General features: G+C 68.1%; 20 protein-coding genes and 1 tRNA gene. 10 read left to right on the forward strand and 11 right to left on the reverse strand.

Annotation, left to right across the window (positions count from 1 at the left end):
• Positions 1-2: 2 nt before the first annotated feature.
• Positions 3-542 carry a SprT-like domain-containing protein gene (locus tag APR03_RS11815; protein WP_253835892.1) on the reverse strand — a complete coding sequence of 180 codons (540 nt, stop codon included), beginning with the start codon at positions 540-542 and terminating at the stop codon, positions 3-5.
• Between the two features lie 172 nt (positions 543-714).
• Between APR03_RS11815 and APR03_RS11820 the strand changes: the two genes are divergently transcribed.
• Positions 715-1,815 carry a YlbL family protein gene (locus APR03_RS11820; RefSeq protein WP_253835928.1) on the forward strand — a complete coding sequence of 367 codons (1,101 nt, stop codon included), beginning with the start codon at positions 715-717 and terminating at the stop codon, positions 1,813-1,815.
• Positions 1,816-1,957: 142 nt separating this feature from the next.
• Complete coding sequence (locus tag APR03_RS11825) at positions 1,958-4,987, forward strand: UPF0182 family membrane protein (RefSeq protein WP_253835894.1); 3,030 nt, start codon at positions 1,958-1,960, stop codon at positions 4,985-4,987.
• A gap of 112 nt (positions 4,988-5,099) precedes the next feature.
• Here APR03_RS11825 and APR03_RS11830 read toward each other — a convergent pair whose 3' ends face one another.
• Positions 5,100-6,479: a DUF2252 domain-containing protein gene (locus APR03_RS11830; protein WP_253835896.1), complete on the reverse strand. Its 1,380-nt coding sequence runs from the start codon at positions 6,477-6,479 to the stop codon at positions 5,100-5,102.
• A gap of 40 nt (positions 6,480-6,519) precedes the next feature.
• Entirely contained in the window at positions 6,520-7,335 is an 816-nt protein-coding gene (locus tag APR03_RS11835; protein ID WP_253835898.1) for a nicotianamine synthase family protein, read from the reverse strand.
• 111 nt (positions 7,336-7,446) lie between these two features.
• Between APR03_RS11835 and APR03_RS11840 the strand changes: the two genes are divergently transcribed.
• The 3 genes from APR03_RS11840 to APR03_RS11850 all read left to right on the forward strand — a co-directional run bounded on the left by APR03_RS11840 (position 7,447) and on the right by APR03_RS11850 (position 9,138).
• Positions 7,447-7,520, forward strand: a tRNA-Met gene (locus APR03_RS11840).
• Between the two features lie 184 nt (positions 7,521-7,704).
• Positions 7,705-7,947 carry a helix-turn-helix domain-containing protein gene (locus APR03_RS11845; protein ID WP_253835900.1) on the forward strand — a complete coding sequence of 81 codons (243 nt, stop codon included), beginning with the start codon at positions 7,705-7,707 and terminating at the stop codon, positions 7,945-7,947.
• A 6-nt stretch (positions 7,948-7,953) separates the two neighbouring features.
• A complete protein-coding gene (locus tag APR03_RS11850) occupies positions 7,954-9,138 on the forward strand; it encodes a tyrosine-type recombinase/integrase (protein ID WP_253835902.1) in 1,185 nt (394 codons plus the stop codon).
• Between the two features lie 64 nt (positions 9,139-9,202).
• Here APR03_RS11850 and APR03_RS11855 read toward each other — a convergent pair whose 3' ends face one another.
• From APR03_RS11855 to APR03_RS11865, 3 genes are all read right to left on the reverse strand, one after another.
• On the reverse strand, positions 9,203-9,631 hold the full coding sequence (locus APR03_RS11855; protein WP_253835904.1) for a hypothetical protein: 429 nt from the start codon (positions 9,629-9,631) through the stop codon (positions 9,203-9,205).
• 67 nt (positions 9,632-9,698) lie between these two features.
• A complete protein-coding gene (locus APR03_RS11860; protein ID WP_253835905.1) occupies positions 9,699-10,274 on the reverse strand; it encodes a hypothetical protein in 576 nt (191 codons plus the stop codon).
• A gap of 887 nt (positions 10,275-11,161) precedes the next feature.
• Positions 11,162-12,259 (reverse strand): Gfo/Idh/MocA family protein, encoded by a 1,098-nt coding sequence (locus APR03_RS11865; protein WP_253835906.1) that lies wholly within the window; start codon positions 12,257-12,259, stop codon positions 11,162-11,164.
• Positions 12,260-12,454: 195 nt separating this feature from the next.
• Between APR03_RS11865 and APR03_RS11870 the strand changes: the two genes are divergently transcribed.
• Positions 12,455-13,063, forward strand: coding sequence for a TetR/AcrR family transcriptional regulator (locus APR03_RS11870; RefSeq protein ID WP_171107481.1), 609 nt, complete (start codon positions 12,455-12,457; stop codon positions 13,061-13,063).
• Positions 13,064-13,091: 28 nt separating this feature from the next.
• Here APR03_RS11870 and APR03_RS11875 read toward each other — a convergent pair whose 3' ends face one another.
• Positions 13,092-13,802 (reverse strand): CPBP family intramembrane glutamic endopeptidase, encoded by a 711-nt coding sequence (locus APR03_RS11875; protein ID WP_253835907.1) that lies wholly within the window; start codon positions 13,800-13,802, stop codon positions 13,092-13,094.
• A gap of 199 nt (positions 13,803-14,001) precedes the next feature.
• On the opposite strand from APR03_RS11875, the gene APR03_RS11880 reads away from it, so the two are divergent.
• From APR03_RS11880 to APR03_RS11895, 4 genes are all read left to right on the forward strand, one after another.
• Positions 14,002-15,078 carry an alkene reductase gene (locus tag APR03_RS11880; RefSeq protein WP_171107485.1) on the forward strand — a complete coding sequence of 359 codons (1,077 nt, stop codon included), beginning with the start codon at positions 14,002-14,004 and terminating at the stop codon, positions 15,076-15,078.
• 124 nt (positions 15,079-15,202) lie between these two features.
• Positions 15,203-16,165 (forward strand): 3-hydroxyacyl-CoA dehydrogenase, encoded by a 963-nt coding sequence (locus APR03_RS11885; protein ID WP_253835908.1) that lies wholly within the window; start codon positions 15,203-15,205, stop codon positions 16,163-16,165.
• A 202-nt stretch (positions 16,166-16,367) separates the two neighbouring features.
• Positions 16,368-16,751 (forward strand): nuclear transport factor 2 family protein, encoded by a 384-nt coding sequence (locus tag APR03_RS11890; RefSeq protein ID WP_171107488.1) that lies wholly within the window; start codon positions 16,368-16,370, stop codon positions 16,749-16,751.
• Between the two features lie 589 nt (positions 16,752-17,340).
• Positions 17,341-17,757, forward strand: a complete 417-nt coding sequence (locus APR03_RS11895; protein WP_253835909.1) for an Imm1 family immunity protein — start codon at positions 17,341-17,343, stop codon at positions 17,755-17,757.
• 155 nt (positions 17,758-17,912) lie between these two features.
• Here APR03_RS11895 and APR03_RS11900 read toward each other — a convergent pair whose 3' ends face one another.
• The 4 genes from APR03_RS11900 to APR03_RS11915 all read right to left on the reverse strand — a co-directional run.
• Entirely contained in the window at positions 17,913-19,319 is a 1,407-nt protein-coding gene (locus APR03_RS11900; protein WP_253835910.1) for an amidase, read from the reverse strand.
• A gap of 63 nt (positions 19,320-19,382) precedes the next feature.
• Positions 19,383-19,973: a TetR/AcrR family transcriptional regulator gene (locus tag APR03_RS11905; protein ID WP_253835911.1), complete on the reverse strand. Its 591-nt coding sequence runs from the start codon at positions 19,971-19,973 to the stop codon at positions 19,383-19,385.
• A gap of 117 nt (positions 19,974-20,090) precedes the next feature.
• Entirely contained in the window at positions 20,091-20,984 is an 894-nt protein-coding gene (locus APR03_RS11910; RefSeq protein ID WP_253835913.1) for a DNA-methyltransferase, read from the reverse strand.
• 137 nt (positions 20,985-21,121) lie between these two features.
• On the reverse strand, positions 21,122-21,443 hold a 322-nt coding region (locus APR03_RS11915; protein WP_253835915.1), incomplete at its 5' end, for a hypothetical protein.

The raw sequence follows: 21,443 nt of genomic DNA on the forward strand, positions 1-21,443 counted from the left end.
GCTCAGTCGCCGTCGTCGGCGGTGGGCTGTCCCGGGTCGTCCTGCGCGTGGGACGCGCCCTCCAGGAAGCCGCGCGCCCGGTCGGTCCGGGGGTAGACCTCCAGGATCTTCCAGAACTCGGGACCGTGGCCGGCGTGCAGCAGGTGCGCCAGCTCGTGCAGCAGCACGTAGTCGAGCACCCAGGACGGCATGCCCTGGACCCGGGTGGAGATCCGGATGGAGCCGTCGAGCAGGGTGCACGACCCCCAGCGCCGTCCCTGGTTGGACGACCAGCGCACGCTCGAGGGGCGGGCCCGGCCGTCGAGGTACTTGGCGGACAGCTCGCAGGCCCGGTCCATGAGCTCCTGGTCGGACGGGCGGCGACGTCGTTCCTTGTCCTCCAGCCGAGCCACCATCTTGGCCACCCACTCCCGTTCCTGCGCCCGAGAGAAGCGCGCGGGAATCGCGACGATGGTCCGTCCACCGTCGCGATATGCGCTCACCGTGGCGGTGCGACGGCGGCTCCGGCGCACCTCCACGGACGTCAGGGCGTCGTGGGCCACGGAACGACCGTAGCGTGTTATCGGCGTCCCGTGGGATAGAACACACCGTTCGAGTGGAAATTCTTTGCACGACGGCGTAGTGGTTGCGTCAGGTGAACGGGTGCGCGGGTCGCCGTCGGACCGGGTTCATGGAACCTCCAGCGAAGTACGGAATGATGGGCCGGTGACCGACATGCGTGACCGCCAGAGCACCCCGCAGCCCGAGCCGGCGCCCTTCGAGGACCTGCCGCCCGAGGCCGCGCCGATCACGCGTCGCACCATGACCCTTGGCGTGTCGATGCTGGTCACGGCGATCCTGGCCGCCCTGGCCCTCGTGGTGCCCACGCCGTACGCGATGCGCTCGCCCGGTCCGACCGAGGACACGCTGGCGCAGGACCTCATCCAGATCGAGGGCGCCCGCACCTACGAGTCGACAGGGGAGCTGCGCCTGACCACCGTCTCGGTGCTGGGCGGTCCGGGCTACCCCATGACGGCGGGCCAGGTGATCCAGGGCTGGCTGGACCCGCGGCGCTCGGTGCTGCCCGTCGAGGCGATCTTCCCCGAGACGACCACGCAGGAGGAGCAGCAGGAGGTCAGCCAGGCGGAGATGGTCTCCTCGCAGGAGTCGGCGACGGCGGCGGCCCTGACCGAGCTGAACTACGACGTGCCCGCCGTGCTGGACGTCGCCGGGACCGAGGAGGGTTCGGGTGCCGCCGGCCTGCTGGAGGAGGGCGACGTCATCACGGAGTTCCAGGGCGAGCCGGTGGGGACGTACGCGGACCTGATCGACGGGCTCGCGGCCACCGAGCCGGGCGACACGGTGACGCTCGGCGTGCGGCGCGGGGACCGCACGCTCGACGTCGACATCACGACGACGGGCAACGGCGAGCGGGCCGTGCTGGGCGTCTTCATCGACCCGCGCTACGACTTCCCCGTGGACGTCTCGATCGAGATCGAGAACATCGGCGGGCCGAGCGCCGGCACCATGTTCGCGCTCGGCATCATCGACAAGCTGACGGCCGAGGACGAGGCGAACGGCCAGGTGATCGCCGGCACCGGGACCATGAGCCCCGAGGGCACCGTGGGCCCGATCGGCGGCATCGAGCAGAAGCTCTACGGCGCGGTGCGGGACGGCGCCACGTGGTTCCTGGCCCCGGCGGACAACTGCGACCAGGTGGTCGGCAACGTCCCGGACGGGCTGCACGTGGCGCGGGTGTCGACCCTCGCCGAGGCGCGCGCCGCCGTCGAGCAGATCGGCCGCGGCCACGGCGCGGACCTGCCCACCTGCTCGTGATCCCCGAGCCCCCGCATGTGGACCCGTTGACCGTGTGTTGCACATCTCGAGGATGTGGGAACCTTGTGCGGGAACCTTGAGCACCGCCCGGCCGTTCCACCTGGGTACGGCCCAACCATTGATGACGTGAGGTAACGCAGTCGTGTCCTTCGCCGCAGCACCTCGCCGCCCCTCCGGCGGCGCCCCTCGAGCCCGACGACGCAGTCCGCTGGGGGTGGCGGTTGTCGCGGTAGCGGTCGTGATCGCCGCCCTGCTCCTCCTCGCCCAGTTCTGGACCGAGGTGATGTGGTTCGACCAGCTCGGGTTCTCCCGGGTGATCTGGACCGAGTGGGGCATGCGCGCGGCGCTGTTCGCCGCGGGCTTCCTGATCATGGGCGGGGCGGTGTTCTGGTCGTTCACCGCGGCCTACCGGTCCCGGCCGATCTACGCACCGAGCACCCCCGAGCAGGCCACGCTCGACCAGTACCGCGAGGCCGTCGAGCCGCTGCGCCGGGTCGTCATGATCGCCGCGCCGGTCCTGGTCGGCTTCTTCGCGGGCGTCGCGGCGTCGGCGCAGTGGCGCACGGTGCTCCTCGCGTTCAACAGCGAGCCGTTCGGCCGGACGGACCCGGAGTTCGACATCGACCTCGGGTTCTTCGTCTTCACGCTGCCCGCGCTGCGGTTCGGCGTCGGGTTCCTCATCTCCGTCGTGGTCATCGCGGGCATCGCCGGCGTCATCACGCACTACCTGTACGGCGGGCTCCGCGTGGGCCCGGCCGCCGCCGGCGGCCCGCGCACCACGACCGCCGCGCGCGTGCACCTCGCCGTCATCGGTGCGGTGCTCCTGCTGCTGGTGGCCGCCAACTACTGGCTGGACCGCTACTCGATCCTGACGAACGCGGGCGACCGCTTCGACGGCGCCTCGTACGCCGACGTGCACGCCGTGATCCCCGCCAAGGGCATCCTCACGGTGGTCGCCGTCTTCGTGGCGCTGCTCTTCGTGGTCACCGCGTTCCGCGGCGACTGGCGCCTGCCGGCCATCGGCGTCGGCCTCATGGTCGTCTCCGCCATCGCGATCGGCGGCATCTACCCCGCCGTCGTGCAGCGCTTCCAGGTGAACCCGAACGCGCAGGAGCTGGAGAGCGAGTACATCCAGCGCAACATCGACGCGACGCTCTCGGCGTTCGGCATCGACGACGTCGAGAAGGAGCAGTACGACGCCACGACCGAGGCGGAGGAGGGCGCCCTGCGGTCGGACGCCGACACCGCCGCCTCGATCCGCCTGCTCGACCCGCAGATCGTGTCGCCGTCGTTCCGCCAGCTCCAGCAGAACAAGCAGTACTACAACTTCAACGACTCCCTGTCGGTGGACAAGTACCAGATCGACGGCGAGTCGCGGGACACCGTCATCGCGGTGCGCGAGCTGAACCTCGCGGGCCTCGGCCAGGACCAGCGCAACTGGGTCAACGACCACACCGTGTACACGCACGGCTACGGCGTCGTCGCCGCCTACGGCAACCAGCCCGGTCCTGACGGCCGCCCGGCGTTCTTCGAGGGCGGCATCCCGTCGCAGGGTGCGATCACCGACCTCGAGGGCGAGTACGAGCCGCGCATCTACTTCAGCCCGAGCACGGACACGTACTCGATCGTGGGCAAGCCGGAGTCCGACCCGCGCGACCCGTGGGAGCTCGACTACCAGGCCGACGACGCGGACGACGGCGGCCAGGTGAACACCACCTTCACGGGCGACGCCGGGCCCGACGTCGGTGCCTTCGGCAGCAAGCTGCTGTACGCGCTGAAGTTCGGCGAGGAGCAGATCCTGTTCTCCGACCGGGTCACGAGCGAGTCGCAGATCCTCTACGACCGTGACCCGCAGGCGCGCGTGAGCAAGGTCGCGCCGTGGCTCACCCTGGACAACCGCGTGTACCCGGCGGTCGTGGACGGCCGCGTGAAGTGGATCGTCGACGCGTACACCACCAGCGACGCGGTGCCGTACTCGACGTCGACGCCGCTCGACGAGGCCGTGGCGGACACCCTCACGCAGCAGCAGGGCGGCGCCGTCCTGCTGCCCGAGGAGGTCAACTACATCCGCAACTCGGTGAAGGCCACCGTGGACGCCTACGACGGCTCGGTGGACCTGTACGCGTGGGACGACCAGGACCCGATCCTCAAGGCCTGGACCAACGTCTTCCCGGCCGCGGTCAAGCCGATGGAGGAGATCTCGGGCGACCTGATGAGCCACCTGCGGTACCCGGAGGACATGTTCAAGGTGCAGCGCACGCTGCTCAGCCAGTACCACGTGACCGACTCGGCGGAGTTCTTCTCGGGCCAGGACTTCTGGAACAACCCGGCCGACCCGACGTCGGACACGACGCCCGCGCCGCTGCAGCCGCCGTACTACCTGACGCTGCAGATGCCGGGCCAGGAGGAGTCGACGTTCTCGCTCACCTCGACGTTCATCCCCGGCGGTAACACCGACCGTGAGGTGCTCACCGGGTTCCTCGCGGTGGACGCCGACGCGGGCAGCGAGGACGGCGTCAAGTCCGAGGACTACGGCAAGCTACGGCTCCTGGAGCTGCCCCGCGACACGACGGTGCCGGGCCCCGGTCAGGTGCAGAACAACTTCGACTCCAACCCGACGATCTCCGAGCAGCTGAACATCCTGCAGATCGGGGCCTCCACGGTGCGGCGCGGCAACCAGCTCACCCTGCCGGTCGGCGGCGGTCTGCTGTACGTGCAGCCCGTGTACATCCAGTCGACCGGTGGCACGCAGTTCCCGCTGCTGCGCAAGGTGCTCGTGTCCTTCGGTGACGACATCGGGTTCGCCGACACGCTCGACGAGGCGCTGGACCAGGTGTTCGGCGGTGACTCGGGTGCCCAGGCCGGCGACGCCGGGACCGCCGAGGACGAGGCGCCGACGGCACCGCCGGACGACGCGGAGCCGGGTACCGAGCCGACCACGGAGCCGTCGACCGAGCCCTCCACGGAGCCCAGCGGCGACACCGGCGAGGAGCCGGGTGCCGGTGCCCCGACGAGCGAGCTCGACGCCGCCCTGCGGGAGGCCGCGGACGCCATGGAGGACGCGAACGCCGCACAGCGTGCGGGCGACTGGGCCGCGTACGGCGAGGCACAGGACCGCCTCCAGCAGGCGCTGGAGGACGCGATCGCCGCGGAGGAGGCCCAGCAGGGCTGATCCCCGCTCCCTCCCTCGTCAGGCCTGCAGGTCACCCCGGTGACCTGCAGGTCTGACTCGTCGGGGGCGCGGGACAGCACCACCGGCCGCGATCCTGCCTCGTGGGACCCGTTCACTCCCCGGCGGGTGCGGGCACCCGGCCGGTGCGCACGGCGTCCTGCAACGCGGCGAAGTCGCTCTCGGCCAGGTCGGCGTACGCGCCGCCCCACTCGGCCAGCGCGTCCACGGCCTTGTCGCCGCGCCCGAGGTAGGCGGCGATCGCGTCGGCGTTCGGGGACTGGCCGTGCGCCCGGGCGAGCACCGAGGCGCACAGCGAGCCGTAGGCGACGAACTCCTTGCGGCTCAGGTCGCGGGGCTCCACCGAGCCCTTCATGTCCCGGAACTGCCGCCAGTAGTAGTCCACCCGGTGCCTGTCCGTGCTCTCGCCGGCCCACCCGGTGATCCACCCGAGGAACGGGTCGGAGCTGGCCTGCAGGATGCGCTGCGCCGCGACGACACGCTGCCCCTCGGTGGGGTGCGCGTCCGCCCCGCCGCCCGGGACGGCCGCCGGCCGGCCGCCGTGCGTGCTGAGCACGGTCGGCCGGGCCTCCTTCGCCTGCAGGAAGAGCACGTCTCCGGTGGGCCCCTGCAGGGCGAGGAGGTAGCAGCGGGTGCCGACGCTGCCCACGCCCACGACACGGAGGACGAAGTCGACGAGCCGGTACTGGGACAGCAGGTAGGCGACGTCTTCGCGCACCGTCGACCGGTACTGGGCGAGGAGGTCCTCGATCTCGTCGAAGGTCGCGTGGTCGACGTGCTGGACCAGCGGCGGCTGGTCGATGATGCGTACGGCGCCGTCGTCGGTCCGCGTCGTCAGCTTGCGCAGCACCTGCTCGGAGGTGCGTCGGCGGGCTTTCGCCGAGGCCTTCGCGACGGCGTTCCGGCCCGTGGCCCCGAAGTGCGCCGCGGCCTGGGAGGTGTCCACGCGGGCGAAGTAGCGGTCCCTCGCCGATCGGGTGCAGAACGCGCGCAACGTGCTCTGATAGCTGCGGGCCGCTTCCCGCGAGGCGGCCCGGCACGCCGCCTCCGAGTAGCCGTTCGCCCGGGCGGCGATGTAGATGCTCGCGACCAGCCGCCGGACGTCCCACTCCCAGGGAGCGATCCCGCCCTCGTCGAAGTCGTTGAGGTCGAAGACCAGCTCCCGCTCCGGCGAGGCGTAGAAGCCGAAGTTGGAGATGTGGGCGTCACCGCAGGCCACGACCTCCAGCCCGGTGGTGGGCCCGGCGGACAGGTCGGCGGCCATGACAGCCGCGCTGCCGCGGAAGAACGCGAACGGGGACTCCAGCATCCGGCCCACCCGCACCGGGACGAGCTCCTGCAGCCGTGTGGTGTGCTGGTGCTGCAGGATGCCGACGGGGTCCCGGTCCGCGGCCAGGTGCAGCGACGCGAGGGCTCGGCGGGGTAGCCGGCGCCGGGCCTCGGCACCGCGGGAGACAGCAGGAGCGATCGTCATGGTGGTCCTTCGGCAGCCGGAGCTCGAGCGTAGTAGATCCTCATCGTTCGGGGCGGCGGGCCACGACCACCGAGTTGATGATGTCGTCGGTGGGATGCACCACCTCCAGCACCTCGAAGCCGGGCATCGCGCGCAGGTCCACGGGCGGGTACAGGAGCGTGCGGAGCCCGTGCGCGCTGCGCGCCAGCAGGTGGGCGCCGGGCCGCATCGCGGCGGCCATCCGGGCGAGCACGGCAGCCTTGTCGGACGGCGTCTCGCCGACCAGCGCCGCGAGCACGACGGCGTCGTACCCGGCCAGGTCGGCGTCGGCGGCGTCGGCCCGCTCGAACCGGACCGGGGAGCCGAGGCGCGCGGAGACTCGCCGGGCCCGCGCCACCGCGTCCTCGGCCCGGTCCAGGCCCACGACGGGGCAGCCGAGGGCGTCGGCGTACCCGAACGCGGTGAGCGGCAGGGGCCCGCACCCCACGACGGCGACGGCGGAGGGTGTGCCGGCTGCCGCCCGCAGCAGCCGGACCTCGAGGGCGGTGAGCCGCACGTAGTTGTCGAGGTAGGGGAACGCGGCGAGCGCGGCGTGCGGGTCGGAGGCGGCGATGATCCGCTCGGCCCAGTCGTGCTCGAGGGCGGTCTCGCCCCGTGCGGACAGGTCACGGACGGCGGCCGTGCGCCGGCGGACCTCCTCGTGCGCCAGGATGTCGCGGGCGTGCCGTTCGGGGGCCGAGAGGACGGTGTGCACCAGATCGCCGAACAGGGCGTTCGTGCGCGGGTCGGGTCGCAGATGGGGCAGGGCGGAGAGCTGGTCGGTGAGGTGGACGATGCGGTCGGCGGTCGGGATGGTCTCGCTCAGCTCCGTCGTCATGGGGACGATGGTTCCACGTCCGGATCGGTTCGATGCTCTGTGACCTGCGTCTCGACCGCCCGTCCCGGTTTGCGTATCGGTCGTCGGGGTGCGTAAAGTAGGGATCACCGACGCGGGGTGGAGCAGCTCGGTAGCTCGCTGGGCTCATAACCCAGAGGTCGCAGGTTCAAATCCTGCCCCCGCTACGAAATCAGGCCCGGGATTCTGCGGAATCCCGGGCCTGAAAGGTTTCTGGAGACTTGACCCTCCCATCCCATTGGCACCTCTTTGAGCTCCCCAGGGTGCTCGCCGTGAGGTTGCGTCGTACCCGTCCAGAGTTCGCGCGGGTTGCCCCAGGTTTCGTCGGATGCGCTGCTGCCCCTGACGAACATGGACACGAACATAACTCCCACTGCCCTCCCGGGGAGCGGTCTGGAACCGCTCCTGACCGCGGACGACCTCGCTACCTACCTCGGTATCCCCGTCTCGACGGTGCGCGACTGGCGCTCTGCGGGGAAGGGTCCGTGTGGCGTGTGGGTCGGCAAGCACCTGCGATACACAGTCAGCGACGTGCGGACCTGGCTGTCCGAGCAGCGCGAGTCGCAGCCCGGCCAGTTGTCGGAGAGTCGGTGATGAGTCGTGGCTAGGCAGCGCATCCCGATCGGCACCTTCGGGGACATCTACACCGCCAAGCTCCAGAGCGGTAACTATCGCGCACGCACGAAGTTCCGTGACGTCGACGGGCACCTTCGATTGGTCGAGGCCAGTGCCGAGACTGCGAAAGCCGCAGAGACGAAGCTCAAGGTGAAGCTCGCACAGCGCGGCAGAGTGTCCTCGCGAGTCGGGGACCTGGGACCCAGCAGCAAATTCGGAGACCTTGTCGACGTCTGGCTGGAGGACCTCGACCTGGACGGTGAGCTCGCACCCAACACGCGCGCTCTCTACGAGCGCAACATGGACAAGCTCGTCCGTCCGGCGTTCGAGGGGTACACCCTTCGCGAGATCACGGTCGCTCGCGTCGACCGGTTCCTGCGGTCGCTCGCCAAGAATCGGAGCCACAGCATGGCCAAGCAGGCCAAGACCGTCCTGAGCCTCGCTCTTGGGCTGGCAGTGCGGTACGAAGCGATCGAGCGTAACCCCGTGGCTGGCGTGAAGCGGCTCAAGCGCTCGCACACCGAGGCCAGAGCCCTGACACATGCAGAACTCGAAGTGGTCCGCACAGCGGCCAAAGGCTGGCGTCGCCAGGAGGGTCTCTCGGGCCCGAAACCTGATGGTCAGCTGGAAGCGATCATCGAAGTGATGATCGGATCCTCGGCGCGGATCGGGGAGGTTCTGGCACTGCGCAAGTGCGACGTGGACGTGACCTCCACGCCGGCGACCATCCGGATCAGCGGAACGATCGTCTCGCTCAAGGGGAAGCCGACCTACCGTCAGCCACACCCGAAGTCGCGCGCGTCGGTCCGCCGCCTTGCGGTTCCGTCGTACACCGCCGAGGCGCTGCGAAAGCGCCTTGTCGATGTTGCTGGAGCTCGGCCCGACGGGCTGATCTTCGAGACCCGCAACGGGACTCCTCTCACAACGAACAATGTGCGACGACGTCTTCGCGAGATCTTGAAGAACACCGGACTGGGCTGGGTGACGCCGCACTCCTTCCGCCGGACCGTAGCTACGACGATCGAGCGATCTGCAGGTGCGGACCTTGCGGCCAAGCTGCTGGGGCACACCTCGTCCGACATCACGAAGCTGCACTACATCGAAAAGGACGAGAACGTGAGCGACCGGACCGCCGAGATCCTGGAGGAACTGGCACCGAAGGAAACGTAGATCCGAGCAGTGCGCGTCGAGGGGGCGGCTCATTCGATGCCGCCCCCTCGTCGCGCCCGCCGCACTAGCCCCGCTGCCTGCCGGTGGCCTCCGACCGTCGATCCTGGCAAGCCGGGAATTGCTTCTTGCCAGTGGGTGCTGGCACCGTGCCATACCAGGCGATCGCACCGGAATGCTTCGCGGCTAGGTCCAGGCTCGTGTGTGCCTGCCGCAGCAGATCGGCGACCCGGCGCAGGTGCGCCGCTGCGGTTAGGGCTTTGACTCCGCCGAGCGCGGTGGATCCGGTGTGGTCGTGGGCCAGGTGCAGGTTCTGTCTGTGGGCGGCGGCGACCTGGGTCGCGACCTGTCCCATGCGACGGGCCGTGGCTGCCAGGTCGGATACCACCCAGTAGGTGTCGCACGGGTCGGCGAAGGTGCGGGTCGCAAACACCAGGTTCCGCATGGCCTCGGCGGCATCTTCTGCCGTGTGCTGCGGCTGGTTGTAAGTCAGCATGACCGGCTCCTGGGCTATGCGGGAACGTGACACTGACAGGTGTGCGGCCGGCGCCGAGATCGGCCGCCTATCGGCGTGGTTCCGTTGCATCAGCTCGCTGTCCGGGCGAAAGCAGTACCAGGTCCCGCAGCCCGGTCACCCGTTGTGACAGCCGCACCGGGAGCGTGACGCTCCGGTGGGTCAGGCCGAGCGTCTCGGCGGCGGCGTCGAAGTCTTCTGCGTATAGGCGTGCGAGCGCGGGGACGCGGGTCGTGATCCGCAGAGTCGCTTGCGGGTTGGTGCGCAGGATCGCGGTGATCAGGGTTTGTCGCATCGCCCGGACGACGACCGGGGGTGTCCCGGGAACCTTGGCATGGTTGGCCAATTCCGCGGCGCCTCGGACCGGGTCGGTGATCCGGGCTTCGATCACTGCTGCCCCGCCCTGCAGCACGTACGTCGCGTGTCGCGGGTGGTGACGTTGGCGTCGGACGGGGACAGCCGTCTGAATGATCCGTCCGACCATGACGACTACCACCGTGCTGTACACGGCTCCCGCGACGATCGCGGTCGGCCAGCCGTACTGGTAAACGAACATGGCCACGACCAGCACAAGCATGACCAGGACCAGCGGGCCGGTCGAGGAGACGACGGTGCGCAGCACCACCTGTCGCAGCCGACGGGCTTGAGCCGACGTGCAGTGGTCGGTCAGGCCGGCGAGCGACACAGGAGTCGGCAGGACCACCGTCGCTGACGGTTTCATGGCTCACTCAACGACTCGACCCACGCGTAGTCGCTGAAGCGCTGGGTATCACCCCCGAGGCAGCCCTCCACTACGTCGTCGGGGCCGTCCACCGCGAGGACATCGCCTTCCGCGAGACCCGGGAGGTTTAGGACGTCATTCACGGGCCTGGCGATACATCGGCACTGGTGGCGGAACTCAAAGCATTGAACCCGTAGCCCCTTCCCCCAGTAGGCTTGCGTACATGACCAGTAACGACGTGCGGAGCGCGGCGAGGCTGGCGGCCTGGGTGACGACTGGCGCGTAGCCGAGCTCGGCAGCGGGCTTGTCGGTGTGCAGGAGGCACGGCTGGCCGAGGAACCAGCGGGCCGGGACGGATCTGCTCGGCCGCGGTCTCGGCGTCCACGTCGGGGATCGGCGCGTACAGGCCGTAGTCCGTGAACTGCTCCTCGAGAAACTCGCGCAGGACCACCCGATGCCGGTCGGTGACGAAGTACGCCTGACCGGGCCTGGCCTTGGTCCAGCCGCGCACCAGGCCCTCGACGGCATTTACCACGTGTCAGATGTGACAGCAGTATTCGGGCTGGTGAGGCGAGAGATCAGTCCTCAACTGCTGCAGAAAGCAGGACTCACTGAGCCGAAGTTCTGCGCGATCTGGCTGGTCGGGGCATGGTCCAGGGCCGGATGGGTCAATTCGCCTTCCGGTGCGCGGATCGATCTCGGCGAAATCGGAGTACGGGTGAAGCCGACGAATGGAATCGGCACGGCCCCGACCACTTCCCGATCCATTCCCGACGGCCGCCGCGGCGGTCTCAGTCTGGGCGGTGCCGTTCAAGGCCACCGCTGCGCTCGATCCTGTCTATCAACTCGTGCAGCTCGACCCCATCGTCGAAAGTGGGGCTGAGGTGGGTTCCGGACTTGAGATCCGAGGCAAGCTGCGCGTAGGCGCTGGCGACGCCCTGTGCCGGATCGTTGACGAAGCGGTCGGCGCCGTACGGTCCAGGGATGACCAGGGCATGTGGGGTCTCGGTGCCGGTGGCTCCTCTCAGCGTGAAGCCGCCTGTCCCGGTGTAGCCGACCGGACTGGTGAGGAGAAGGTCACCTTTCGTGCCGTTGATCTCGAAGTGGAAGTTCGTTCCTCGCGAGAGACCACCGCGGAAGTGGGCGGCGACGACGGGGCCATTTTCCAGCGTGCCGTTGACCACGAGCTGATCGGGGACGGACATGGGAAGGACCTCGCCCGTCTCCTCGATCCTGACCGTCGAGCGTCGCGTGGCGAAGAACGCGTTCACGTCGGCGAATCGGCCGTCAAGCACATGGAGCAGGGCATCTATGGAGTGGGCGAACATCACATGCTGTAGCCCGATCCCGTTCTCCGGATTGAGCGTGTACTCCTGGACCCGGCTCATCGACTCACCGAGGATGACGCCAGCGCCGATCATCGTGCTGGACAGCACCTCACCCACGTACCCGTCCCGGACGAGATCACGCATGTACGCGAATGGCGGTGTCGCCCGAGCCTGGAGTCCGATCGCCGTGGTAATGCCCCGGGCGCGAGCGAGGTCGCGCATCCTGACGGCTTGGTCAAGGTGGACGCCCAGTGGCCACTCACAGAAGACGGCTTTGCCTGCCTCGATAGCGCTGGTGACGAGTTCTTCGTGTCGTGTGACCTTGACGGCGACGACGACGAGGTCGACGTCGGGGTGGTTGATCAGGTCGCTGGCAGTGCTGAGCGCATGAGGGACGTTGTACTTGCGCGCGGCAGCGGCGGCGGTCTCGTGGTCGTGATGGCTTACCGCTGTGAGTTCGAACTCCGCCAGCTGTTGCAAGGCGGGTATGTGGGCTGTCGTAGCCCAGCCCCGCTCTGGATGGACCCCGATAATGCCGACCCGAATACGATCCTGACTCATTTACCCCGACCTGTTCTGTAGACATGTGGAAGGTGGGTGACGGTTGCCGTGCCGATGTCGCCCACGGGACGCCACCAGGCCACCAGGCCATGCCACGGCCGGATGGGACAATGAGCGCGCCCGGAACAGAACTCGCCCGTCGCTGACTGTGGTCAGAACTGAGTCGGGTCACCTTTTGTTCCAGGAAGGAAGGTTATGCCTCGAGAGCCATACGCGCCCGGCCGGCGGGAGCGGAACAAGCAGGCCAAGCTCGATCGGATCGTCTCGGCTGCCACCGAGCTGTTCAGCCAGCGGAGTGTGGACGACGTCACCACTCAGGAGATCGCCGACAAGGCCGACATCGGCGCTGGCACCTTGTTCCTCTACGTGAAGTCCAAGGGTGACCTGCTGCTCCTCGTGCAGAACGCGCGCTATTCCGCCGCCTTCGAACGGGGCCTTGCCGCCGCTCAGGAAGCCACGAACGCCGTGGATGCCGTGATCGCGCTCGCCACTCCGATCGTGGAGTGCAACCGGGCTCCGATCGAGAACGGGCATACCTATCTGCGAGAGATGATGTTCGGCGACCCCGCCGAGCCCAACCGGGCCACCGCACTGTCCATCGTCGGGCAGACCCAGCAGGCGGTCGCGGACCTTATCGCCGAGCACACCGGCCGAGACGGGGACGACGCGGCCGTCCGGGCCCAGGTGATCTCAGCGATCCTGTTCCTGACCATGGCTTCGCATGCCGACCCTGCCTTCACCCTGGCCGAGGTGATGGAAGCCATCCGCCGGCAGATCGTGACCGTGCTTCCGGCTGTCAGTTGAGAGTCGGCCGACGGCCTGGCGAATCTCGTCATGCCGCGACGAGCTCGACGATGAGCGGGATCAGTAGCGCCGTCGCGTTGTTCACGCCGTGCAGCACCACGCCCGGCCAGACCGAACCCGACCACCGGAAGAGGATCGCGGTCAGTACACCCACGACGAACGCCGCCGGCATGATCGGGTTGATCCCGTGGGCGACGGCGAAGACTCCCGCGCTCGCCAGCACACCGACCCAGGCCCCATACCGGGCTAGCAAGGCGTTCGCCACCACGCCGCGGAAGAACCCTTCCTCACCCAGCGGTGTGATCACCGCGCCCGCGACGAGCGCAAAGGCGAGCGACAAGCCGCCGCCCGCAGCTGCCGCCTGATAACTCTCCTGAACGTTCTGCACACCCCCGGTCGCCACCATGTAGACGATTGCAGCGATGGTGCCCAGCACGTAGGCGAAAAGACCCAACAGGGCACCGACGAGGAGATGTCGCGGCCGAGCCCGCCGGAAGCCAAAGGCCGCCAGTCCGCGGATGCGGATCAAGACCGCGACAGATAGCGCAACAAGCCCCATGGCCCCTGAGACCACGAGTCCCACGTTGCCGTGGACGACAGGGTCTGTCACGAGCGGCAACAGCACTGCGACCAGCAGCAAGGAGGCGCCATATGCGGCGGCGCCCGCCAACACCTCCGGCCACCCGGGCCGCTCCAGGAAAGTCCGCCCTGCCGGTGGTTCGTACGTCGATCTGCCCATGACTACCCCTCTGTCGTCGGCGATGTCACCGAGGCCGCAGTAGCCGGGAATACAAAATGACTGGCCTCAGTTATGAGTGCAGTCATCATCGTACAGGCGGACCGGTCCTTGTCCCGGCACGTCTGGGCGGCGCGGATGCGACCTGGTACCGCGCCGAGGGTGATGGCGACCCGTTCACTGCAAAGGACCGACACAAGCAATGAGCTCTTCCTCTCTCTGGCAGCCCTACACACTCGGTCGGCTCGACCTCAGCCACCGCCTCGCCCTGTCGCCGATGACCCGCAGCCGCGCGAACCCCGACGGGACCCCCGGCAAGTTCGCCGCCGAGTACTACGCCCAGCGGGCGTCGCTCGGCCTGCTGATCTCCGAGAGCACCCAGCCGTCGGACGACGGGCAGGGCAACATGAGCACGCCGGGGATCTACACGCCCGAGCATGTCGAGGGCTGGAAGGCCGTGACCGACGCGGTGCACGCGGCGGGCGGACACTTCTTCATCCAGCTGGCACACGCGGGGCGCATGGCGCACCCGGACAACACGCCGCATCACCGTCAGCCGCTGGCACCCTCCGCGATCTCGGCGGAACAGGACGTGTACACCCCGGCCGGACCCCAGCAGACCCCGGTGCCGCGGGAACTGAGCGTCTCGGAGATCCAGGACCTGATCGGCGAGTTCCGCCACGCGGCGGCCTCCGCCATCGCGGCCGGCGCCGACGGCGTGGAGATCCACGCCGGCAACGGCTTCCTGCCGCACCAGTTCCTGGCACCGAACGCGAACCAGCGCACCGACGAGTACGGCGGCTCCGTGGAGAACCGTGCACGGTTCGCGATCGAGGTGGCGCGTGCTGTCGCGGACGAGATCGGAGCCGACCGCACCGGCATCCGGATCTCACCGGCGATTCCCCTCGGCGGGCTCCATGAGGGCGAACCGGCCGAGGTGCGCGCCCAGTACACGCACCTGGTCGGAGAGCTCGCCAAGCTCGACCTCGTCTACCTGCACGTCTTCCACGTCGGTGACGACGAGCTGCTGGGTTCCCTGCGCGGCCTGTGGCCTAACTCGGTCCTCGTCGTGCGCTACGGACGCGGCCGTGAGCAGATCGCCGACGACATCGAGGCCGGGTTCGCCGACATCGCCCCGCTGGGGCAGTTCGCGCTCGCGAACCCGGACATCGTCGAGCGGCTCCGCACCGGCGCCCCGCTGAACGAGGTGGACCAGACCACGATCTACGGCGGCGACGACACCGGCTACACCGACTACCCGACGCTCGCGCGCAGCTAGAAACCATCGAGGGGTGAGCCGCCCACAGGCGACCCACCAGAGCGGCGGCTCACCCCTTGACCCTCTCGATCCGTCAGCCACAAGCAGACCGATCGACCCCACGATAAGAAGGAAGAAGCAGCTCATGTCCACTCTCAACCAGCTGACGGTTCTCGGGTCCGGAGTGCTCGGCGGTCAGATCGCCTGGCACAGCGCCTTCAAGGGCAAGACGGTGGTGGTCTATGACATCGCCGAGGAACCGCTCGAGCGCAGCAAGCTCGCGATCGACAGTTACGCCGAGATCTACAGGGCGGATCTGGGTGCCACCGTCGCCGACATCGACGCAACCCATCAGCGGCTGACCTACACCACAGATCTCGCATCAGCGGTCGCTGAGGCGGACCTCGTGATCGAGGCAGTCCCGGAGGCCCCGTCGATCAAGTTGGCGCTGTACACCAGCTTGGCGCCGTTGCTGCCGGAGCGCACGATCATCGCCACCAACACCTCGACGCTGCTGCCCAGCGACTTCGCCGCTGACACCGGTCGACCGGAGAAGTTTCTGACGTTGCACTTCGCCAACCAGATCTGGAAGATGAACCTGACCGAGATCATGGTTCACGACGGGACCTCGCGTGACACCATCGCGCAGGCGGTCGAGTTCGCAATCGAGATCGGCATGGTGCCGATCCCGCTTCGCAAGGAGCAGAACGGCTACGTTCTCAACTCTTGGCTCGTCCCGCTGCTCAACGCCGCGCAGACCCTCGTGACCAACGGGATCGCGACACCCGAGGACATCGACCGGACCTACCTGCTGGGCGGTGCGAAGCTCGGCCCGATGGGCTGGTATGACGTGATCGGGATGACGACGGCACACAACGTGCTGGCCTACTGGGGCGAGAAGAACGGCGACGCCCAGATGCTCGCCAACGCCAAGTACATCAAGGAGCGCTTCGTCGACAAGGGAGACCTCGGGCTGCTGTCCGGCAAGGGGTACTACGAGTACCCGAGCCCCGCCTATCAGAGCCCCGACTTCCTCTCTGTCCCGGACATCGAGGCGGCACCCCAGATCGCGGCACTCGTCGGCGCGGCATCAACAGGCCCACGCTGAGTCGGCTCGCACGGCGATCCGATTCCATGATCGGCGCTGACGACGCTGGCCCGACGATCATGTCGCGACGCGGATGTCTCCTGCCTGACGGCGCCGACCTCGAAACCACAGCTGTGCAGGCGCTCAGAACGCCAGAACCAAAGAACCCGACCGCCCCAGTCCGCGCGGACGACGCGGCCGGTGCCACCGCAAAGGACTGGACATGACTTCGACGACCACTGTGATCGATCGCCTCGTCGAGGCGATCAACGCCCATGACCTTGACGCGATCGAGACTTGTTTCGCGCCCGGATACTCGGTGACCACGCCGGCGCATCCCGCCCGGTCCTTCACCGGTCGCGAGAACGTGCGGCGCAACTGGGAGGGAATCCTTGCTGCCCATCCCACCGTGTACGCGAGGGCGGAGTCCAGGGTCCACAGCGGCGACGAGATCTGGGCCGAGTGGGAGTACACCAGCGACGTCGGCGAGCACGGGCAGTTCTGGTTCCGCGGGGTGGCCATCACGGTGATCAGCCAAGGCGTCATCGAGTCGGCCCGCTTCTACGTGGAGCCTGTCGATACCGAGGGCAGCCCCGTGCGCTGGTGACCGTGGGCGAGCGCACCATGCCGACCTATCGCCTGCATGGTGCGCCCACCATGGACCCCTGGCGCGCTCACCCCCCCGGCCAGGCGCTCCAAGCGGAGAACGGCTGCACGCTGGGCTAACCCGAGCTGGATCCGAGCGGGACTGCCACTGGCCTGGTCCACGTGAGAGCGGCTCCCGGCCAGGGCCTCGGCGACCGCGGTCGCGTCCTCCGCCCCGAGGCTGCGGAACGTCACCGAGCGCCAGCGGGACGGACGACCTCCTCTAGCGCCACGTGGCCGGCCGAACGCGCTGGGCCTATGCACGACGAGCTGCCGCACCAGCAGACCGTACAGAACCAAGAACGTCGGACCGACAGCCCGAAGGATCCTATGCCAACTGCAGCCACGTCCCGAGGAGCCCGCCGCTGGCGATGGAGCACCTGGAAATCGACCAGCGCTTGGGCGGCGATTCTCGGCAACGTCTTGGCCTCGGAGTACTCCAGCCTTCAGCGCACACAGCTCTCGGGAACCCGTCTCAGTTCCTGCGGACCGACTGCCCGATGAACCACCGCTTCGACACACAGGCCGTGAGAACTACACGCTTGTACATCATGTCCTGGGGAACGCTCGATCACGGCGCGATCAGAATGCCCGTCAACGGCGTCGACGAGTTTCGACGCGCGTACGACCTCGCAGAGGCCGATGCCGACATTGCGGGCAGTGTTTTCGAGATCGATCTGTGGGACATAGATCTCCCGACTGATCGTCCTCTCATGGTGCAGTTCCTTGTCGGGCATCCCACCCATTCCCGCGTGCTCGTCCACCAGGACGGTCTCGCGCTCTACGCCGCCAATGAGGTGCTGACCGACGGCTCAGATGTACGCTACGAGCGTCCCGGCGGCACTTTTACCGCAGAGCCGCAGTACACGAGGGTTACACCTACCCAAGCACGCGAAATAGCCGCCGATTTCGTTCGGACCGGTCGAGCCTCGGGCCGGATCGCATGGGCCGAGCAATCGATGGACTAGACCCACGTTGCCGGAGGCCCCTCGTATCCCATTCGTATTGCCGACGCCACCTTGCAGATCGGTTCAACGGTACCCTCTGCTTACGACAGACGGACGTCGCCCTGTCTTCTGACAGGACGCCAGCGACGGCCATGTGCCGCTGGCGTCCTGTCGGGTCAGAGCTCAGGGTGGAGGCCACGGACGGGGCTGACTGTTTCCAGCAGGGAGGCCAGATGCAGCACTGTCGACTCGGCAAGCCATGTGGCCGCCAGCTGCACGCCGATGGGAAGTCCGTCACTGCTGGTGCCGAAGCGCATCGACAGCGCCGGTAGCCCGGTCACGTTGAACGGGACCGTGGCGGTCTGGATGTGCGTTGCGGGCACCGTCTGGCCGTTGATGACGAACTCTGACAGCCCGTGCGCGTGGGCGGGTATGGGCAACACCGGCAGCAGCAGCGCGTCATACCGCTGGAAGAACTCGGCGAAGCCGTCTCTGAGCCGCTCGATTCCCTGTTCTGCACGGACGTAGTCCTCCACCGACGTCTCGGGACCAGCGAGCATGGACCTGGAGATCTTGAACATCTCTGCTTCGTGGCCAGCAGTGGCATCCCGGAAGGCCGGCTTGACCTCCATCACGTGCTGCTGGTTGAACAGGTCGAGGGGGTTGTCATGCTCGAGTGCCGGAATGTGCACCTCGTCGACCACGACGCCGAGGCCACGAAGAGCTTCGGAGGCCTGCTCGACGGTCGCGGCGACCTCCGCGTCGACCGGCCCGAGTCCGGAGTCGACCAGCCACCCCACCCGCAAAGGCCAGTCCGGCGAAGGGCCCACTCCCGCGTCGAGCTCGCGGGGTGTCGTGGCGAACCCGTCGGCGCCGTCTGGTCCTGTCAGCAGTGAGTAGGTCAGTGCGATGTCGCGGACGGTGCGTGCCATGGGTCCGACGTGCCAGTCGCGGCGCGGTGCCCTGGGCCACGTGCCCGTCGTCGGGATGCGGCCGTGTGTGGCCTTGAGCGCGACGATGCCCGTGTGCGCTGCCGGTCCGCGCACCGAGATGGCGAGGTCGCTGCCAAGACCGAACGGTGTCATGCCTGCCGCGATCGCCGCGGAGTCACCGCCGCTCGATCCGCCGGGAGTGCGCTCAAGGTTCCACGGGTTGTTCGCGCGCCCCGTCAGGAGGTTGTCGGTCTCGGTCGAGTACGAGAACTCCGGCAGGTTGGTCTTGGCGAGCAGGATGCCACCGGCGTTCTTGATGCGCGCCACGCTGGTCGCGTCCGTGTCCGGGACCCGGCCCTTGAAGATCGGCGAGCCGCGCTGGGTGAGCACCCCGGCGGTGTCGAACGAGTCCTTCACCGTGAAGGGCACACCGTGCAGCGGGCCGACCGGGGCTCCTGCGGAGAGTGCCTCTTCCGCCGCCTTCGCGGCCTGCAGCGCACCGTCCGCCAGTGTGACGATCGCGTTGACCTTGGAATTGGTCGCCGCGATGCGGTCGAGGTGCGCCCGCACGACCTCCACGGGCGACACCTCACGGGTGCGGATGAGTGCGGCGAGCTCCGTTGCATCGGCATGGATGAGTTCGGAAGTCATGGGATCTCCAGTAGACCAGTCGGCTAGCAGGGTATGGCTGCCTCGGGGGCGGGGCGGCGGGTGTCAGGGCAGGTGAAGCAGCCGGCGGGTTGACGTCATGACGCGATCGAGCGGACCGGGGCTGCGCTGGACCTTGGCCAGGAGGCTGGCCCCAAGCCATGCCTGGTAGAGGGACTCGGCCGTCGCTCGGGGGTCGGTGCCGACGGACAGCGAGCCGTCGGCGAGGCCGCTGATGATCGTCTGCTCTATCCGGTCGACGATCGCGTCGGTGCCATCCTTCAGCGAGGTCCTCATCATCTCCGAGAGGTCGGACACATCCGCTGCGAGCTTGACGACCAGGCAGCCACCTTGGAAATCGTCGGCGCTCTGGACGGCGTAGAAGTGCTCCCAGTACCTCATCAGCCGCTCCGCGGAGTTCCTGTCCGCTTCGCCGAAGATCCGGTCCATGGTGGCCAGGTAGTCCTCGAAGTAGCTTGCGAGCATCGCTTCGCCGAAGACGTTCTTGGAGCGGAAGTAGTGGTAGAACGAGCCCTTGGGCACGCCGGCCTCGCTGAGCACCTCGTTGAGGCCGACGGCTGAGAAGCCCTTGTGTGCAACGATCTGCCGCGCGGTGTCCAGGATGTTCTGGCGGGTATCCATCGGGGTGGCGGGCATGGAAGAACCGTACCATGCCGAGTAGACCAGTCGTCTAGCGCGCTTGCGCGCGTAGACACAGCGCCACCATGGTCGAAGAGTCCCTGGTCCCTCGCCGACACCTGGGAAAGTCGAACCTCAACTCGCATACGTTCGCGCGAACCTGTGCGGTTCGGAGAACGGATCCAAGACAGTTCCACCGGGCTTGCACCCGGCTAGCACGCAGCGCCGAGCAAGAGCGGGTGGCATGGTCGCGAAGTGAGCGCCGGGGAACGGTTGAGTGGCGATGGTCCACACGTCACCAGGGTTGCGGCCACGCTCGTGTGCTGCGGTGTGGGCGGTGCCGGTGGCTTCCATGTTCGGCTGCGGCTGCTTGATCCCGCCCCAGGGGCGGGCGATCGTGTTCGGCTTGTTCGCATGTCCGCTGCGGGCGCGCCGAGAAGGCGCCCGGTCGCCGTCGTACGGCTGACGGATCGCGTCGAGGTCGAACCAGTAGCGCTGGGCCTTCGAGAGCAAGAAGAGATGCTCGTGGCGGTTGCCCAGGCGATCGGTGACCGAGGTCGGCATCGCGTTGGGCTTTGACCAGATAACGTCGTTGCGCAGAACCCACCCGTCGTCCTGAAGCGCGAACGCCAGGCGCCATGGCAGGCCCAGGAGGTTCTTGGACGGGAGAGAATCGACGCGCGCTCGAGAGGTCTTCGACGAGTCGGCCTTTTGGCCACCGCCGGTGAGCTCCGTCAGGTTTGACTGTCCGCTAGTTCCGCTGGAGTACGCGTCACCCAGGTTGAGCCACAGCGTGCCGTCCTCAGTGAGCACTCGACGCGCCTGTTGGAACACCGCGAGAAGCGCTTCCACATACGCGGACGGTGAGTGTTCGGCCCCGAGCTGGCCATCCACGCCGTAGTCCCGCAGCCCGAAATAGGGCGGCGACGTGACGATGCAACTGACCGACCCGGGCTCGAGGTGCGCGAGGGTCGCCGCCGCGTCCCCGTGGTAGAGCGTGACGGCGTCGTCGGTGTAGTAGGGCGTCATCGCGCTCTGGTCACCGGACAGGACAGCGCGGACACCAGAACGGTGACGGTGCTGTCGTCTGGTCCGTACCGATCCGGCCCAGGATTTCGGTTCGTCATGCTCGCCAGGTGTTGCACTAGGGCGTGTTTCGGAAGTGGTCAGCGGTGGCTGAGCCAGTCCAGGACGTGGGTGGCGATGGTGGCGTGGTCGGCTTCGACGGTGGTGGCTTGCTCGCCGGTGGCGGGGTCGCGGTGCTCGATCTCGTAGCCGCCGAACGCTCCGGGGCGGGTGTGGACCGAGATCGACCAGTCGATGTCTTCGTCCTCGGGGTAGATCACGAAGAACGTGTTGTCGGTGGCGTTCAGGTCCGCGAGCATCGAGAGGATCTCGACGTGTCCGGGGTCTTCGACGTAGCCGCCGTCCTCGGTGTCGGCGTAGCAGGCAGGCCGTGGGGTGAGCCAGGACGGCAGGGTGTCGTTC

The sequence above is a fragment of the Promicromonospora thailandica genome (assembly GCF_024171955.1).
In the GTDB taxonomy this organism is placed as follows: domain Bacteria; phylum Actinomycetota; class Actinomycetes; order Actinomycetales; family Cellulomonadaceae; genus Promicromonospora; species Promicromonospora thailandica.

What these genes read in the sequence shown, in the direction of transcription:
- APR03_RS11885 (WP_253835908.1), top strand. Translation starts at nt 15,203, where the DNA reads ATGTCCACTCTCAACCAGCTGACGGTTCTCGGGTCCGGAGTGCTCGGC.
- APR03_RS11880 (WP_171107485.1), top strand. Translation starts at nt 14,002, where the DNA reads ATGAGCTCTTCCTCTCTCTGGCAGCCCTACACACTCGGTCGGCTCGAC.
- APR03_RS11855 (WP_253835904.1), bottom strand. Translation starts at nt 9,631, where the DNA reads ATGCTGACTTACAACCAGCCGCAGCACACGGCAGAAGATGCCGCCGAG.
- APR03_RS11865 (WP_253835906.1), bottom strand. Translation starts at nt 12,259, where the DNA reads ATGAGTCAGGATCGTATTCGGGTCGGCATTATCGGGGTCCATCCAGAG.
- APR03_RS11820 (WP_253835928.1), top strand. Translation starts at nt 715, where the DNA reads ATGCGTGACCGCCAGAGCACCCCGCAGCCCGAGCCGGCGCCCTTCGAG.
- APR03_RS11890 (WP_171107488.1), top strand. Translation starts at nt 16,368, where the DNA reads ATGACTTCGACGACCACTGTGATCGATCGCCTCGTCGAGGCGATCAAC.
- APR03_RS11905 (WP_253835911.1), bottom strand. Translation starts at nt 19,973, where the DNA reads ATGCCCGCCACCCCGATGGATACCCGCCAGAACATCCTGGACACCGCG.
- APR03_RS11845 (WP_253835900.1), top strand. Translation starts at nt 7,705, where the DNA reads ATGGACACGAACATAACTCCCACTGCCCTCCCGGGGAGCGGTCTGGAA.
- APR03_RS11830 (WP_253835896.1), bottom strand. Translation starts at nt 6,479, where the DNA reads ATGACGATCGCTCCTGCTGTCTCCCGCGGTGCCGAGGCCCGGCGCCGG.
- APR03_RS11910 (WP_253835913.1), bottom strand. Translation starts at nt 20,984, where the DNA reads ATGACGCCCTACTACACCGACGACGCCGTCACGCTCTACCACGGGGAC.
- APR03_RS11895 (WP_253835909.1), top strand. Translation starts at nt 17,341, where the DNA reads ATGTCCTGGGGAACGCTCGATCACGGCGCGATCAGAATGCCCGTCAAC.
- APR03_RS11900 (WP_253835910.1), bottom strand. Translation starts at nt 19,319, where the DNA reads ATGACTTCCGAACTCATCCATGCCGATGCAACGGAGCTCGCCGCACTC.
- APR03_RS11870 (WP_171107481.1), top strand. Translation starts at nt 12,455, where the DNA reads ATGCCTCGAGAGCCATACGCGCCCGGCCGGCGGGAGCGGAACAAGCAG.
- APR03_RS11875 (WP_253835907.1), bottom strand. Translation starts at nt 13,802, where the DNA reads ATGGGCAGATCGACGTACGAACCACCGGCAGGGCGGACTTTCCTGGAG.
- APR03_RS11835 (WP_253835898.1), bottom strand. Translation starts at nt 7,335, where the DNA reads ATGACGACGGAGCTGAGCGAGACCATCCCGACCGCCGACCGCATCGTC.